This window comes from Streptococcus infantis (assembly GCF_964243025.1).
Classification (GTDB): Bacteria; Bacillota; Bacilli; order Lactobacillales; family Streptococcaceae; genus Streptococcus; species Streptococcus infantis_N.
The window spans coordinates 78,686-93,276 of the sequence record NZ_CAXTDJ010000006.1; the positions used below are offsets into that span (position 1 = coordinate 78,686).

A 14,591-nucleotide genomic window follows, 5' to 3' on the forward strand; every position below is an offset into this window, starting at 1 on the left:
CCTGTAAGAAAAATCCCTTTGAACCATAATGTTCAAGGGGATTCTTTTTGTCTAATAGTCTATTTTTTATTTGGCCTCATACCAAGTCACGCCTTCATTTTCATCAGCAATCAGTGGTACACTGAGTTGAATGGCTTCTTCCATGGTTTGTTTGACGAGTTTTTTAATAGCTACCAATTCTGACTTAGGCACTTCAAGAACAATTTCATCGTGTACTTGTAACAGCATCTTCGTTTGATAACCACCTGCTACCAAGGCTTTATCTAGCTGAATCATGGCGATTTTGAGAATATCTGCAGCCGATCCTTGAATAGGTGAGTTGATAGCTGTACGCTCTGCAAAACCACGAATGTTAAAGTTACGCGAATTGATATCTGGCAACTCACGACGACGTTTAAAGAGAGTCTCTACATAACCCTTATCACGCGCCTCACGAACGACTTCATCCATGTAATTTTTGATACCAGGGAAGCGTTCAAAGTAAGTGTCGATGTATGCTTTAGCCTCTTTACGGCTGATACCTAGGTTATTGGATAAACCAAAGTCTGAAATTCCGTAAACCACTCCAAAGTTGACAGCCTTGGCATTGCGACGGTCGTTTGGAGTCACATCCTCAGGACGTTCAATTCCAAAGACACGCATGGCTGTCGAGGTATGGATATCAGCTCCCTCTTGGAAGGCCTTGATTAAGTGCTCATCTTTAGAGATATGTGCCAAAACGCGCAACTCAATCTGTGAATAGTCAGAGCTGAGAAGGACACTATCCTCCCACTCGGGCACGAAAGCCTTACGAATGAGGCGGCCTTGTTCCAATCGAACAGGAATATTTTGCAAGTTTGGATCCACACTAGACAGACGCCCTGTCTGAGTCAAATCCTGCACATAGCGTGTGTGAATCTTGCCATCCGCTAAAATCCAATCCTGCAAACCAATCACATAAGTGGATTGAATTTTAGCAATCTGACGGTAATCTAAAATTTTCTTGACGATTGGGGCAATAGGAGCTAGGCGCTCTAACACATCCACTGCTGTTGAATAACCTGTCTTGGTTTTTTTGGTGTATTCTATAGGGAGACCTAGCTTTTCAAAAAGTAGTTCGCCCAACTGTTTAGGTGAGTTGATATTAAACTCCTCACCAGCCAATTCATAAATCTCTTGAGTCAGCTTTTCAATGACAAGCTCATTTTCAGCTTGCATCTCGAGTAGAGTTTCTTTTTTAACCTTAATCCCAGCGATTTCCATCTTAGCAAGAACAAAGGCCAGAGGTTGCTCCATATCATAGAGAAGGTTTAATTGTCCGTTTTCACTTAACTTTTCAAGCAATACAGGCTCTGTCTCAACCAGCACAGCAACCTTGCGAGACAAGTGCTCCAAGAAGGTTTCTTTCTCAGGGATAGCTTTCTTGACACCCTTACCATAGAAGGTTTCATCATCGACTAGGTAAGTTTGGCCATAGAGACTAGCAATGGTTGAAATTTCATTATTCTCTACAGTAGAGAGAAGGTATTTGGCCAAGCGACTGTCAAAAGCAGGAGCCTCCAAGTACAAGCCAAAGCGATTTAAGAGAACTTTAGCTTTCTTAAAGTCATATACTTTCAGAGGTGTTTTTTCTAGAAAATCCTTAAGAATCGGATCCTTCAGAAGTTCCAGCTTATCTGTAGCATAGAGCTTGTCTCCGCAAGACCAGGCAAAACCAACCAAATCATCTGTATGGTAATTTTCACCAAAAAGTTCAAAGTGAAAGATAGAGTCGGCACTCAGCATATCTTCACTCACTTTGTCCACCATGGTGAAATTCAAAGTCTCAGATTGATTCGCCTGAGAAGCATTCAAGGCTTGTTTGAGCTGTTTAAAGCCCATCTCATCGTAGAATTTTCCGAGGTTTTCAATATCTGGACCACCATAAACCAAATCATCTAGACCTATCTCGATTGGCGCTTTCGTGTCGATGGTAGCTAGTGTTTTAGACAGAAAGGCTTGTTCCTTGTCATTGACAAGATTTTCCTTCATCTTTGAAGCCTTCATGCTGTCAATATTTTCATAAATACCTTCCAGCGAGCCATGTTCTAACAAGAGCTTAATACCAGTCTTTTCACCAATCTTGGTCACCCCAGGGATATTATCAGATTTATCCCCCATAAGGGCCTTAAGATCAATAAACTGAGCTGGTGTGATTCCCATCTTTTCCATGAGATATTCTGGTGTAAAGGCCTCAAACTCAGCCACACCTTTCTTGGAAATCTCGACCACTGTATGCTCATCCGTCAACTGAATCAAGTCCTTGTCTCCGCTGACAATGGTCACATCAAAAGATTCTTTTTCAGCCAAGCGACCAAGAGTTCCAATGATATCATCCGCCTCATACTGGGCTAATTCATAGTGGCGAATCCCAAGATGGTCTAGCAACTCACGAATGAAGGGAAATTGCTCACGAAACTCATCTGGAGTCTTAGCACGACCACCCTTATAATCAGCATACATCTCTGTACGGAAAGTCGTTTTTCCCGCATCAAAAGCAACCAAAATATGACTCGGTTGGACACGCTCCAGTAGGTGATTTAGCATCAGATGAAATCCGTAGATTGCATTGGTATGTAGTCCATTGTCATTTTTAAAACGATCCAGTTGCTGGTAAAGTGCAAAAAATGCTCGGAAAGCAACTGAAGATCCATCAATCAATAATAATTTTTTCTTGTCCATACACCCATTATAAAGGAAAGCAGGGAAAAATACCATTGCTAAGAGTTAGATTATCGGTCAAGGCTTATTGGGGTGATTCTTCCACTCGCGCACCATTGCTGTCAACTTGGAACCCATCGATAGTCGTATCTACTGCCAATTCTCCAGATGCATTCACGTAATAATATTTCCCTGAGACCTGGAACCACTGACTAGCCTTCATAGCACCCGAGCTTTCGAGATAATACCAGATGCCCTTATCCTTCAACCATCCTGTCTGCATTTCTCCAGATGATTTCAAGTAGTACCACTTGGAACCGTCTTTTAGCCAACCTGTTCTCATGGCACCATTAGTTTGGAAATAGTACCAACTGCCGTTTATCTTTTTCCAACCAAGAGCGACTTTCCCATTTTCATAGTAGTACCATGTTATCCCCTGTTTTTCCCATCCATTCTTAGCAGTTGCTGTTTTAGCTAGCTGGACATATCTGCGATATCCAGTTCGGGATAGATAACTAATCCATTTATAACCATCTTTTTCAAGAGTCTGATCGTAATGAACACTTTCTCCAGGATAGTAATAGTCAATAATCGCAGCCGCTTGTGATGGCTGGTTCATAATAGCAGCTTTTTCTGTAAAAACATGGGTTCCACTAGATACTAAGGTTGACTGATGATTTCCTGTGCTAGCCTGTCCGACATCTTTAAAATGAATGAAACCAGACATAGAGCTTGCCTTCACAAGTCTACGATTGTACTTCTCTCTAATACCATAATTGTACTCCTCAATTTCAATCATATCACCAAAAACATTAGAAACCCATGCAACGTGGCCATATTCTCCGCTTCCGTCCCAAGCAATCGAACCAATTGTTGGAGTCTTGTCCACACGATAACCTTCTCGTTTAGCACGATAACCCCAATCCTTAGCATTCCCGTACGCAGCAGGCAACTCAAAACCATTGACACTACTTAAACGAAAGGCAGCGAAAGATGTACACTGTCTGGAGTATAGACGCCATTTATCAATTTCTTGACTTCCATTTTTATAATAATAGGGATAATCATCTCCTCGTGCCAGTGAGCCATTGTTTGCCTGATTGGCATGAACAGCTCCTCCACCAAACAAAAAAGCACCTGCTAACAGTAGGGATGCTGTTCCCACTGTCGTTCTCTTAAGAAAAGTTCCCTTTTTACTATATGTCATTCATTCTCCTTCGAATAGATAAATTTTTGAGGTTGACCTCATTTATATCATTCGAAAGAAAAAGAAAAAAGTGAGAAAACTCCCACTTTCAACCTTAATCCAAATAGTGAATCAAATTCTTTTCCGTTAAAATATCAGAATACGTGAAGGATTCAACGTAGACGTTGGCCTGTTTGTCCCCTTCAACATCCCCAAATTCAACGATAAAGAGTGATGGATAGACTTCAATAAGTCTTCCTAAGCGATTCTTTTGGCGTTTACGACCATTTTCCAAGGTCATTTCCACGACTTGTCCTTCATGCGCCTTGATTTCTTCTTTGATTTTTTTCATCTTGGCTACATCTGTAAATGCATCTGTCATCTTTGTTCCTCTCTCTTCGAAATACTTGAAAACTTGTTATACTCTTTTTGAAAAATCAATTCTACCGTTCCACGTGCCCCGCTACGGTTCTTCTCAATAATAACTTCTACCTTGTTATTTGGAAGACCTTCCTCTTCTTCGCCACCACGTTCATAATAGTCATCTCGATAGAGAAAGGCTACGATATCCGCATCCTGCTCGATAGATCCAGACTCACGAATATCTGATAGCACCGGTCTTTTATCTTGACGTTGTTCAACACTACGTGACAGCTGACTTAGCGCGATAACAGGCACCTTCAGTTCCTTGGCTAGAATTTTCAACTGACGTGAAATCTCTGACACCTCTTGCTGACGGTTCTCACGACCAGTCCCTGTAATTAACTGCAGGTAGTCAATCAAGATCAATCCAAGATTGCCTGTTTCCTGAGACAATTTTCTCGCACGAGAACGAATCTCTGTGATTCGAATCCCTGGTGTATCATCGATATAGATACTTGCTTTTGCAAGATTACCTTGAGCAATCGTATATTTGCGCCACTCTTCCTCAGTCAATTGCCCTGTACGGATAGAGTGAGACTCTACTAATCCTTCGGCAGCTAACATACGATCGACCAGACTCTCAGCACCCATCTCAAGTGAGAAAATTGCAACGGTCTTGTCTAGCTTGGTTCCGATATTTTGAGCAATATTCAAGGCAAAAGCAGTCTTACCGACCGCAGGACGAGCAGCAAGAATGATTAACTCCTCCTCGTGCAAACCAGTTGTCATATGATCCAGGTCCTGATAACCAGTTGCAATCCCTGTAATATCAGAAGTTTGTTGTGAACGCGCTTCTAAATTTCCAAAGTTAAGATTTAGGATGTCTCGAATATTTCTAAAACCACTACGGTTCGCATTCTCACTGACATCAATCAAACCTTTTTCTGCTCGTGCAATGATTTCATCTACAGGACTAGAAGCCTCATATGCTTGGTTTACAGACTCTGTCAACTTAGCAATCAAACGACGAAGCGTGGCTTTCTCTGCTACAATTTTTGCATAGTATTCAGCATTTGCAGAGGTTGGTACAGAGTTGATAATCTCAACAAGATAGGACAAGCCACCAATATTTTGCAAATCACCTTGATCATCTAATATCGTACGAACAGTCGTTGCATCAATGGCTTCGCCTCGATCTGACAAATCAACCATGGCCTGAAAAATCAAACGGTGAGCATACTTAAAGAAGTCTCGAGAGTCAATATATTCTCGAACAAACACGAGTTTACTCTCATCGATAAATATAGCTCCCAATACAGATTGTTCTGCCAAGATATCCTGGGGCTGAACTCGTAGTTCCTCTACTTCTGCCATCAGACTTTCCTTCCTTTTACAAAATCATTACTCAAATCTAGCTTATCCTTCTTTTACACGAAGATTGATGACGCTAGTTACATCCTGATAAATTTTTACCGGAACATCAATCAAGCCAACTGCTCGAATTGGAGATTGAACTTGAATATGACGTTTATCAATTTTAATTCCAAATTGTTTTTGGAGTTCTTCCGCAATTTTCTTGCTAGTAATTGAACCAAAAGTTCTTCCATCTGGACCAACTTTTTCAACAAACTCGACGATTGTTTCTTCTGCTTCAAGTTTCGCCTTAATTTCTTGTGCTTCTGCAAGAAGTTGAGCATGTGCTTTTTCTTCAGATTTTTGCTTCCCGCGCAACTCACCAATTGCTTGTGAAGTCGCTTCTTTAGCAAGGTTTTTCTTAATCAAAAAGTTTTGCGCATAACCTGTTGGCACTTCCTTGATTTCGCCTTTTTTTCCTTTGCCTTTTACATCTGCTAAAAAGATTACTTTCATTCTTCTGTCTCCTTTTCTCTAATTTCATTAGAAATAATGGTTTTTAGTTTATCACCTGCTTCTTGCAGAGTCATATCTGTCAGTCGGGCAGCTGCCAAGTTGAAGTGGCCTCCACCTCCCAATTCTTCCATAATCCGTTGCACATTGATCTTACTTCGACTTCGTGCAGAAATGGAAATATCCCCTTGGCTGTTTTTAGCAATGACAAAGCTAGCTTCAATACCTGACATAGCTAACATAGTATCAGCTGCTTTACTAATCACTACAATATCATACTCCTTATCATCCTTGGCCTGAGCTACAAGAATAGAAGGTTGTACGGCCTGTCCTTGCAAGATTAGCTCATTAACCAATCGATACTCTTCAAAGTCAGTCGCCGCAAGTTCTTGAATTACAATACTATCACTACCACGTGTTCTTAGATAACTTGCCACGTCAAAGGTTCGGCTAGTTACACGAGAGGTGAAATTCTTAGTATCCAACATCATACCGCCCATAAGAACACTAGCTTGGATACGACTTAAGCGTGCTTTCTTAGAGTTTTGGAATTGAATTAACTCAGTCACTAATTCACTTGCACTACTAGCTCCACTCTCGATATAGGTGATAACAGCATTTTCCGGAAAATCCTGATCTCGTCTATGGTGGTCAATAATGATGGTTTGTGTAAACAAATAATAAAACTCTTTTGACAAGGTTAAAGCTGTCTTAGAGTGGTCCACCATCACGAGTAATGAACGATTAGTGACCATTCCCATAGCTTGAGTTAGAGGGATGAGTTTTGTTACTCCCTCATTCTCTAAGAATTGAATGGCACGATGAATGTCCGGAGACATTTGTTCTGCATCATAGACCACATAACTTTCATTCAAGACGTTACTCGAGAACAATTGCATACCAACAGCAGAGCCTAAAGCATCCATGTCTAAGTTTTTATGACCAACTACGAAAACATGGTCAACACTTCTCAACTTTTCAGAGATTGCCGTCATCATTGCTCTTGTACGTGTTCTTGTTCGCTTAATAGAAGCTGCAGAACCACCACCAAAATAAATTGGATTTTTCGTCTCATCATTTTCTTTTACAACGACCTGGTCTCCACCTCGAACTTCTGCAAGGTTGAGATTTGATAAAGCAACTTTACCAATACCCTCATGATCGCCATCACCGTATGACAAGCCCATACTCATGGTTAAGGCTAAATCTCTATGCTTAGCTTCTTCACGGAAGGTATCAATTACAGAAAATTTATCTTGCATCAATTGCTCTAATACCGTATAGTCGGTAAATAAGTAAAAACGATCCATGGTCACTCTACGAGAAAACATCTGATATTTTCCAGTAAATTCTGATACAAAATTTGCGACAAAACTATTAATATGACTGATGTCTGATTCAGATGTTTCGTTCTCTAAATCATCGTAATTATCTACCGAAATAATACCAATAACAGGGCGACTTGTAACCAATTCTACTGTGGCTTCGTACTCTCCAGAAACGTCAAAAAAGTAGAGCACACCAGAATTTCTATCTAGATGTACCGCATAACGTTTTTCTCCCACATTTGCATAAATCCCAGGAGAAGATATGGATGTTTTTATAATTTCTTGAACTTGAGGAAGGTCAATTTCTCCATCTTCCGTTGTCAGCATTAACTCTGCGTAGGGATTGAACCACTCAATCTCACTGCTTTCCATGTTTAGCTTGACAACTCCAACAGGCATCTGTTCTAAGAGTGAACTTAAACTATCTTCCGCCTGATGGTTTACGTATTGGATTTGTTCAATTTCTGTTTTTTGATAAGATTTCTTCTGAAAATAAAATAGCAAAAGAAATGCCACCATCAAGAAAAATAAGCATGCTATTGTGACTAGGTTATTTTGAAGAAAAATAACCAATACAGTCATGATTATAAAGGCAATCCCTACAAATAAGTATATAAAAAAGGGATTCATTTCATTTTTTTTCATTACAAACCTCTTGCGCAATATTATACCATATTTGCACTGAAAAAGCGACCTTTAAAGAAGGAATAGCACTTGTGCTCAAATGTAGTATTCATGAACACAAAAGGTGGTTTACACTAGTGTAAACCACCTTTTTAATCTAAGCATATTAAGTATTATGATTCTTTCACTTCAAGAAGACCAATATCTCCATCTTCGCGTCGATAAATGACATTTGTTGTTTCATCTTCAACATCGATATAAATGAAGAAATCATGGCCCAATAAGTCCATCTGAAGAAGTGCTTCTTCAAGGTCCATTGGTTTTAAATCAATTTGTTTTGAACGAACAACTTTAGGTTGAGCAGCATCTGTCTCTTCTACCAAGGTATCTGTAAATAGTTGCCTAGTAGAAACTTTATTTCTGTTCTTACGTTCAATTTTAGTTTTATTTTTACGGATTTGACGTTCAATTTTATCTGTCACCAAATCAATAGATCCATACATATCTTGAGAAACGTCTTCTGCACGAAGAGTAATAGATCCAAGTGGAATTGTTACTTCTACCTTAGCAGTCTTTTCACGATACACTTTCAAATTGACACGCGCATCTAGTTCTTGATCTGCTTGGAAGTATTTTTCGATCTTTTCGAGTTTAGAAACTACATAATCACGAATTGCTTCAGTTACTTCTAGGTTTTCACCACGGATACTATATTTAATCATATAAGTACCTTCTTTCTAAACATATTTGTTTTTCTATATTTATTATAACGCTTTCATAATCTTTTTGCAATCTTTTTCCTCATCTTACGAGGGAAAATGTTTTGACTTCTTCTGCGCCCGCATCCTCAAGTAGTTTTTTCACACGGTTAACAGTCGCTCCTGTCGTATAAATATCATCAATCAATAGAATCTTCTTTGGAATCCTACTGCCTTCTTTAATAAAAAACGGAAGTTCCGTGGCCAAACGCTCCGAACGATTTTTAGAAGAACTTGCTTTTTCTTCTCTTTTCCCTAATATATCCAGATGGGAAAGTCCTGCCGCTTCTATTAGGCCCGCAACCTGATTAAAACCTCTTTTTGCATACCTCTCAGGGCTTAACGGTATTAAAATAAAATGATAATCCTTATATTTTTTTAAATTCTTATTTAAAATCATTGCAAAAACTTTTCGGAGAATATAATCGCCATCAAATTTGTAACGATTAAAGAAGGCTTTCATGGCTTGATTATAACTAAAAATCGCTTCATGGCTTACTTCAACCCCTTCTTTACACCAAAGTTGACAATCTTGACACGAACTTGACACTCCTTTTTTATGACAATTTGGGCAATGTTCTTCCCCAATCATTTCAAAACTTGAGTAACAAGCTAAACAAAGTGAGCCCTCCTCCTTTTTCAAAAAAAGAAGCTCTCCAAAGGTTAGATTTTTCTTCAAATGTTGAGCACATAGTAAACAAATCATAGGCCTGCCTCCTTGTTCATCAGTTTAATTTCTTTTATAGCATTCTTAATCGAACGATTTAATCCATTATGAAAGAAAATTAGATCTCCTGTAGATCTATCCATGCTACGACCTACACGTCCTCCAATTTGAATGAGACTTGATTTTGTAAAAAGACGATGGTTTGCTTCTACGACACAGACATCAACACAAGGGAAGGTAACTCCGCGCTCCAATATTGTTGTGCTTATCAATATGGTCAATTCCCTATCCCTAAAAGCTTGAACTTGCTCTAATCTATCTTCAGTAACTGAGGATACGAAACCAATTTTCTCATTTGGGAATTTCTCTTGTAAGATTTCCTTCAACTTCTCTCCCTTTGTAATTTCTGATGCAAATATTAGTAAGGGGTAGCCAGTTCTTCTCTGGTTTTCCACATATCTTTTTAGCTTTGGTGGTAGGCGAAACTTATCCAAACATTTATCCAGATCAGATAGCCAAACGGGTTTTGGAATAATTAAAGGATTTCCATGGAACCGCCTTGGCAGGCTTAGTCGTTTTAGCTCCCCTAAGCGAACCTTCTTATCCAACTCATCTGTAGAAGTTGCAGTGAGAAAAATTCTGAGTCCATTTTCCTTTACACTATTCTTTACAGCTTTGTAAAGCATCTTGTTGTCAACATAAGGAAAAGCATCTACTTCATCTACTATTAGTAAATCAAAAGCGTGGTAAAACTTTAATAATTGATGAGTTGTTGCAACAACTAGTGGTGTCCGAAAGTATGGTTCAGACTCGCCATGCAGTAAAGCTATTTCGCAAGCAAAGTCATTCTGCAATCGCTTATACAATTCCAAACAAACATCTATTCGTGGACTGGCTAGACAAACTGCACCACCATCATTAATAACTTTCGCAACAACTTTATAAATCATCTCTGTCTTTCCAGCGCCAGTCACTGCATGAACTAAAGTCGGTTGCTGATTTTCTACTGCTTGAAGTAAGCCTTCTGATACTTTCTCTTGAAATGGAGTCAATTGTCCCTTCCATTTAAGAACATCTTGTTTAGGAAAATCTTCTTGAGGGAAATAATATAAGGCCTGATCACTCCTAACTCGCTTCATCAACAAACATTCTCGGCAGTAATGAGCATTAATAGGTAGAGACCATTCATCTTGAATCATACTATCACATCGTTGACAGAAGAGTTTCCCCTTCTCTTTTCTCATGCTTGGCAACTTCTCCGCCAGTTGTCGTTCTTCAGGACTTAATTCTTGTTCTGTAAAAAGTCGACCAAGATAATTTGGATTTATTTTCATACTTCTTTATTCGTAAAATCTAGAACTTTAGACTATTTTTTAGTACAATAAAAATATGGAATTTAGAACGATAAAAGAGGACGGACAAGTCCAAGAAGAAATCAAAAAATCACGATTTATTTGTCATGCAAAACGTGTCTATAGTGAAGAAGAAGCTCGTGCCTTTATCACTGCTATCAAAAAAGAACACTATAAGGCTACCCACAACTGCTCTGCTTTTATTATCGGCGAGCGCAGTGAAATCAAGCGAACCAGTGATGATGGGGAGCCAAGTGGAACTGCTGGTGTACCTATGCTAGGAGTTCTAGAAAATCACAATTTGACCAATGTTTGTGTAGTTGTTACCAGATATTTTGGTGGTATCAAACTGGGAGCAGGAGGTCTTATTCGCGCTTATGCAGGTAGTGTTGCCTTAGCTGTCAAAAAAATTGGAATTGTTGAAATTAAAGAACAAGCAGGGATTCAAATTCAAATGAGCTATGCTCAATATCAAGAGTATGGGAATTTTCTTAAAGAATACAATCTTATGGAACTCGAAACCAACTTTACAGATCAAGTTGACACAATTATCTTTGTCGATAAAGAAGATAAAGAGGATACCAAAGCTGCTCTCATAGAATTTTTTAATGGGAAAGTTATTCTAACAGATCAAGGTTTACGAGAAGTTGAAGTCCCTGTAAACCTTGTGTAAAGCACTTTTAAATATCTTCCCTCAATTTTTAGATTTACACTGACTATTTTTCTGATTGTTATAAAAAAATCCTATCGCTTCGATAGGATTTCTATATTTTACAAAAGTTTAAGATAGCGTTATACTAGAAGCATCTTATATAAAGAGGTGCTAACATGGCTATTTATAACAATATCACAGAACTTATCGGAAAAACACCGATTGTTAAATTGAATAACATTGTACCAGAAGGTGCAGCAGACGTTTACGTAAAACTAGAAGCTTTTAACCCAGGTTCATCCGTTAAGGACCGTATTGCTCTCAGCATGATTGAAAAAGCAGAGCAAGAGGGTAAACTGAAACCAGGATCTACTATTGTAGAAGCAACAAGCGGGAACACTGGTATCGGTCTTTCATGGGTTGGTGCTGCTAAAGGTTATAAAGTTGTCATCGTTATGCCTGAAACAATGAGTGTTGAACGCCGCAAGATCATCCAAGCTTATGGTGCTGAACTAGTCCTCACTCCCGGTAGTGAAGGAATGAAGGGTGCGATTGCAAAAGCGCAGGAAATTGCTGCTGAGCGTGATGGTTTCCTACCCTTACAGTTTAATAACCAAGCTAACCCAGAAGTTCACGAAAGAACAACAGGAGCTGAAATTCTAGCTGATTTCGGAGCTGATGGTTTAGATGCCTTTGTTGCTGGAGTTGGTACTGGTGGAACTATTTCTGGTGTCTCTCACGCTCTTAAATTGGCTAATTCAAATATTCAAGTTTTTGCAGTTGAGGCAGACGAGTCAGCAATCTTATCAGGTGAAAAACCAGGACCTCACAAAATTCAAGGTATCTCTGCAGGATTCATCCCAGAAACACTTGATACAGAAGCTTATGATGGTATCGTTCGCGTGACATCAGACAATGCTCTTGCACTTGGCCGTGAAATCGGTGGAAAAGAAGGTTTCTTGGTAGGTATTTCTTCTGCTGCAGCTATCTATGCAGCAATCGAAGTTGCTAAAAAACTTGGGGCAGGTAAAAAAGTCCTTGCGCTTGCACCAGATAACGGAGAACGTTACCTATCTACAGCACTCTATGAATTTGAAGTGTAGTCTCCTAAATACACAAAGCTCTTGTTAAAGGGCTTTTTAATTTTTTCTAAAAGAAAAAGGAAGCAAATCTGCTTCCTCTTTTTATTATTAGTTATTCAAAGCTGCTGCCATTGTAGCTGCAACTTCAGCTTCAAAGTCATTTGCAGCTTTCTCGATACCTTCACCAACTTCAAAGCGAGCGAACTCAACTACTGAAGCGTTAACTGATTCAAGGTATGCTTCAACTGTCTTGCTGTCATCCATGATGTAGACTTGTGCAAGAAGTGTGTATGCTTGGTCAACTTTAGTGTTGTCAAGCAAGAAACGATCCATTTTACCTGGGATGATTTTATCCCAGATTTTTTCTGGTTTGCCTTCTGCAGCCAACTCAGCTTTAATATCAGCCTCAGCTTGAGCAATCACTTCATCAGTCAATTGAGCTTTTGATCCATATTTCAAGTGTGGAAGAGATGGTTTACCAACCATAGCACGGCTTTCATTATCTTGGTCGATAACGTGGTTCAATTGTGCCAACTCATCTTTAACAAATTGCTCATCCAATTCTTTGTATGAAAGAACTGTTGGTTTCATCGCAGCAATATGCATTGAGATTTGTTTAGCAAGTGCTTCATCTCCACCCTCGATTACAGAGATAACACCGATACGTCCACCGTTGTGTTGGTAAGCTCCAAAGTGTTGTGCATCTGTTTTTTCAATCAAAGCAAAGCGACGGAATGAGATTTTTTCTCCGATTGTTGCTGTTGCAGATACATAAGCTGCTTCAAGAGTTTCACCTGAAGGCATTGTCAAAGCAAGCGCTTCTTCGTTGTTAGCTGGTTTACCTTCAGCGATTACTTTAGCTGTAGCATTTACCAATTCAACGAATTGAGCGTTTTTCGCAACGAAGTCAGTTTCAGCATTTACTTCAACTACTGCTGCAACGTTACCGTTAACAAATACACCAGTCAAACCTTCAGCTGCAACACGGTCAGCTTTCTTAGCTGCCTTAGCCATACCTTTTTCGCGAAGCAATTCGATTGCTTTTTCGATATCACCTTCAACTTCAACCAATGCTTTCTTAGCGTCCATAACACCAGCACCAGATTTTTCACGCAACTCTTTAACAAGTTTAGCTGTAATTTCTGCCATTTTGATTCTCCTATATTTTTTAAAAATAGGAGAGCCGGGCTAAGCCCCGCCCTCCTAGGTAATTACTATTTATACGAATTAAGCGTTGTCGCCTTCAACAACTTCAACGATTTCTTCGATTGAGTCTGCTTGAGCTTCTGAAGCTGCAAATTCTGCTTCAACTGCTGCTACAGCATCTTCACCTTGGCGACCTTCGATGATAGCGTCTGCCAATTTAGCTGTGATCAACTTAACTGCGCGGATAGCGTCATCGTTAGCTGGGATGATTACATCGATATCATCTGGATCAGTGTTTGTGTCAACCATCGCTACAACTGGGATTCCCAATTTTTTAGCTTCTTTAACAGCGATTTGCTCTTTATGTGGGTCAACTACGTACATTACATCTGGGATGCGAGGCATGTCTTCGATACCACCCAAGAATTTTTCAAGACGAGCACGTTGTTTGTTAAGAAGTGCAACTTCTTTCTTAGGAAGAACATCGAAGATTCCTTCTTCTTCCATGCGTTTGATTTCTTTCAAACGAGCGATACGTTTTTGGATTGTTCCCCAGTTAGTAAGGGTACCACCCAACCAACGGTGGTTGATGAAGTATTGACCTGAACGTTCTGCTTCTTCTTTAACAGCGTCAGCAGCTTGTTTCTTAGTACCAACAAACAATACAACTGCATCGTTAGCTGCTGCATCACGCATAAAGTCGTATGCTTGGTCAGCGTATTTTACAGTTTGTTGCAAGTCGATAACGTGGATTCCGTTACGTTCAGTGAAGATGTACTTAGCCATCTTAGGGTTCCAGCGACGAGTTTGGTGACCAAAGTGTACACCAGCCTCAAGAAGTTGTTTCATTGAAATTACTGCCATGAGTATTTCTCCTTTTTTGTTTTT

At 39.5% G+C, this 14,591-nt stretch carries 13 protein-coding genes; 2 read left to right on the plus strand and 11 right to left on the minus strand.

Annotated elements, in window-relative coordinates; genetic code table 11:
• Positions 1–66: 66 nt before the first annotated feature.
• The 9 genes from polA to ACESNQ_RS07725 all read right to left on the minus strand — a co-directional run bounded on the left by polA (position 67) and on the right by ACESNQ_RS07725 (position 10,805).
• Complete coding sequence (polA, locus tag ACESNQ_RS07685; RefSeq protein ID WP_373075972.1) at positions 67–2,700, minus strand: DNA polymerase I; 2,634 nt, start codon at positions 2,698–2,700, stop codon at positions 67–69.
• A gap of 64 nt (positions 2,701–2,764) precedes the next feature.
• Positions 2,765–3,886 carry an SH3 domain-containing protein gene (locus tag ACESNQ_RS07690; protein ID WP_373075973.1) on the minus strand — a complete coding sequence of 374 codons (1,122 nt, stop codon included), beginning with the start codon at positions 3,884–3,886 and terminating at the stop codon, positions 2,765–2,767.
• 94 nt (positions 3,887–3,980) lie between these two features.
• Positions 3,981–4,247 carry a Veg family protein gene (locus ACESNQ_RS07695; protein ID WP_004250994.1) on the minus strand — a complete coding sequence of 89 codons (267 nt, stop codon included), beginning with the start codon at positions 4,245–4,247 and terminating at the stop codon, positions 3,981–3,983.
• Positions 4,244–5,602, minus strand: a complete 1,359-nt coding sequence (dnaB, locus tag ACESNQ_RS07700) for a replicative DNA helicase (protein ID WP_373075974.1) — start codon at positions 5,600–5,602, stop codon at positions 4,244–4,246. Before dnaB ends, ACESNQ_RS07695 begins: the two co-directional genes overlap by 4 nt.
• A 42-nt stretch (positions 5,603–5,644) precedes the next feature.
• Positions 5,645–6,097 carry a 50S ribosomal protein L9 gene (gene rplI, locus ACESNQ_RS07705; protein WP_004250991.1) on the minus strand — a complete coding sequence of 151 codons (453 nt, stop codon included), beginning with the start codon at positions 6,095–6,097 and terminating at the stop codon, positions 5,645–5,647.
• The gene (locus tag ACESNQ_RS07710; protein WP_505493723.1) at positions 6,094–8,067 is read right to left on the minus strand and encodes a GGDEF domain-containing protein; all 1,974 of its coding nucleotides are present in this window, start codon (positions 8,065–8,067) and stop codon (positions 6,094–6,096) included. The genes rplI and ACESNQ_RS07710 overlap by 4 nt, the downstream gene beginning before the upstream one ends.
• 152 nt (positions 8,068–8,219) lie before the next feature.
• On the minus strand, positions 8,220–8,768 hold the full coding sequence (gene hpf / locus ACESNQ_RS07715) for a ribosome hibernation-promoting factor, HPF/YfiA family (protein WP_373075976.1): 549 nt from the start codon (positions 8,766–8,768) through the stop codon (positions 8,220–8,222).
• Between the two features lie 79 nt (positions 8,769–8,847).
• Positions 8,848–9,510 (minus strand): ComF family protein, encoded by a 663-nt coding sequence (locus ACESNQ_RS07720; RefSeq protein ID WP_373075977.1) that lies wholly within the window; start codon positions 9,508–9,510, stop codon positions 8,848–8,850.
• Positions 9,507–10,805 (minus strand): ATP-dependent helicase ComFA, encoded by a 1,299-nt coding sequence (locus ACESNQ_RS07725; protein WP_373075978.1) that lies wholly within the window; start codon positions 10,803–10,805, stop codon positions 9,507–9,509. The genes ACESNQ_RS07720 and ACESNQ_RS07725 overlap by 4 nt, the downstream gene beginning before the upstream one ends.
• A gap of 55 nt (positions 10,806–10,860) precedes the next feature.
• On the opposite strand from ACESNQ_RS07725, the gene ACESNQ_RS07730 reads away from it, so the two are divergent.
• Both ACESNQ_RS07730 and cysK read left to right on the plus strand, forming a co-directional pair.
• Positions 10,861–11,496 carry a YigZ family protein gene (locus ACESNQ_RS07730; protein WP_373075979.1) on the plus strand — a complete coding sequence of 212 codons (636 nt, stop codon included), beginning with the start codon at positions 10,861–10,863 and terminating at the stop codon, positions 11,494–11,496.
• Between the two features lie 155 nt (positions 11,497–11,651).
• Positions 11,652–12,578, plus strand: coding sequence for a cysteine synthase A (gene cysK, locus ACESNQ_RS07735; protein WP_373075980.1), 927 nt, complete (start codon positions 11,652–11,654; stop codon positions 12,576–12,578).
• Between the two features lie 87 nt (positions 12,579–12,665).
• Here the strand turns inward: cysK and tsf are convergent, their stop codons facing one another.
• Both tsf and rpsB read right to left on the minus strand, forming a co-directional pair.
• On the minus strand, positions 12,666–13,706 hold the full coding sequence (gene tsf / locus ACESNQ_RS07740; RefSeq protein ID WP_373075981.1) for a translation elongation factor Ts: 1,041 nt from the start codon (positions 13,704–13,706) through the stop codon (positions 12,666–12,668).
• A 78-nt stretch (positions 13,707–13,784) separates the two neighbouring features.
• A complete protein-coding gene (rpsB, locus tag ACESNQ_RS07745; RefSeq protein ID WP_045613298.1) occupies positions 13,785–14,567 on the minus strand; it encodes a 30S ribosomal protein S2 in 783 nt (260 codons plus the stop codon).
• Between the last annotated feature and the right edge of the window lie 24 nt (positions 14,568–14,591).

Excerpts from the sequence above, each read along its gene's own strand:
- cysK (WP_373075980.1), top strand. The coding sequence starts at position 11,652 with ATGGCTATTTATAACAATATCACAGAACTTATCGGAAAAACACCGATT.
- ACESNQ_RS07710 (WP_505493723.1), bottom strand. The coding sequence starts at position 8,067 with ATGAAAAAAAATGAAATGAATCCCTTTTTTATATACTTATTTGTAGGG.
- polA (WP_373075972.1), bottom strand. The coding sequence starts at position 2,700 with ATGGACAAGAAAAAATTATTATTGATTGATGGATCTTCAGTTGCTTTC.
- rpsB (WP_045613298.1), bottom strand. The coding sequence starts at position 14,567 with ATGGCAGTAATTTCAATGAAACAACTTCTTGAGGCTGGTGTACACTTT.
- ACESNQ_RS07690 (WP_373075973.1), bottom strand. The coding sequence starts at position 3,886 with ATGACATATAGTAAAAAGGGAACTTTTCTTAAGAGAACGACAGTGGGA.
- ACESNQ_RS07725 (WP_373075978.1), bottom strand. The coding sequence starts at position 10,805 with ATGAAAATAAATCCAAATTATCTTGGTCGACTTTTTACAGAACAAGAA.
- rplI (WP_004250991.1), bottom strand. The coding sequence starts at position 6,097 with ATGAAAGTAATCTTTTTAGCAGATGTAAAAGGCAAAGGAAAAAAAGGC.
- hpf (WP_373075976.1), bottom strand. The coding sequence starts at position 8,768 with ATGATTAAATATAGTATCCGTGGTGAAAACCTAGAAGTAACTGAAGCA.
- ACESNQ_RS07730 (WP_373075979.1), top strand. The coding sequence starts at position 10,861 with ATGGAATTTAGAACGATAAAAGAGGACGGACAAGTCCAAGAAGAAATC.
- tsf (WP_373075981.1), bottom strand. The coding sequence starts at position 13,706 with ATGGCAGAAATTACAGCTAAACTTGTTAAAGAGTTGCGTGAAAAATCT.
- ACESNQ_RS07695 (WP_004250994.1), bottom strand. The coding sequence starts at position 4,247 with ATGACAGATGCATTTACAGATGTAGCCAAGATGAAAAAAATCAAAGAA.
- dnaB (WP_373075974.1), bottom strand. The coding sequence starts at position 5,602 with ATGGCAGAAGTAGAGGAACTACGAGTTCAGCCCCAGGATATCTTGGCA.
- ACESNQ_RS07720 (WP_373075977.1), bottom strand. The coding sequence starts at position 9,510 with ATGATTTGTTTACTATGTGCTCAACATTTGAAGAAAAATCTAACCTTT.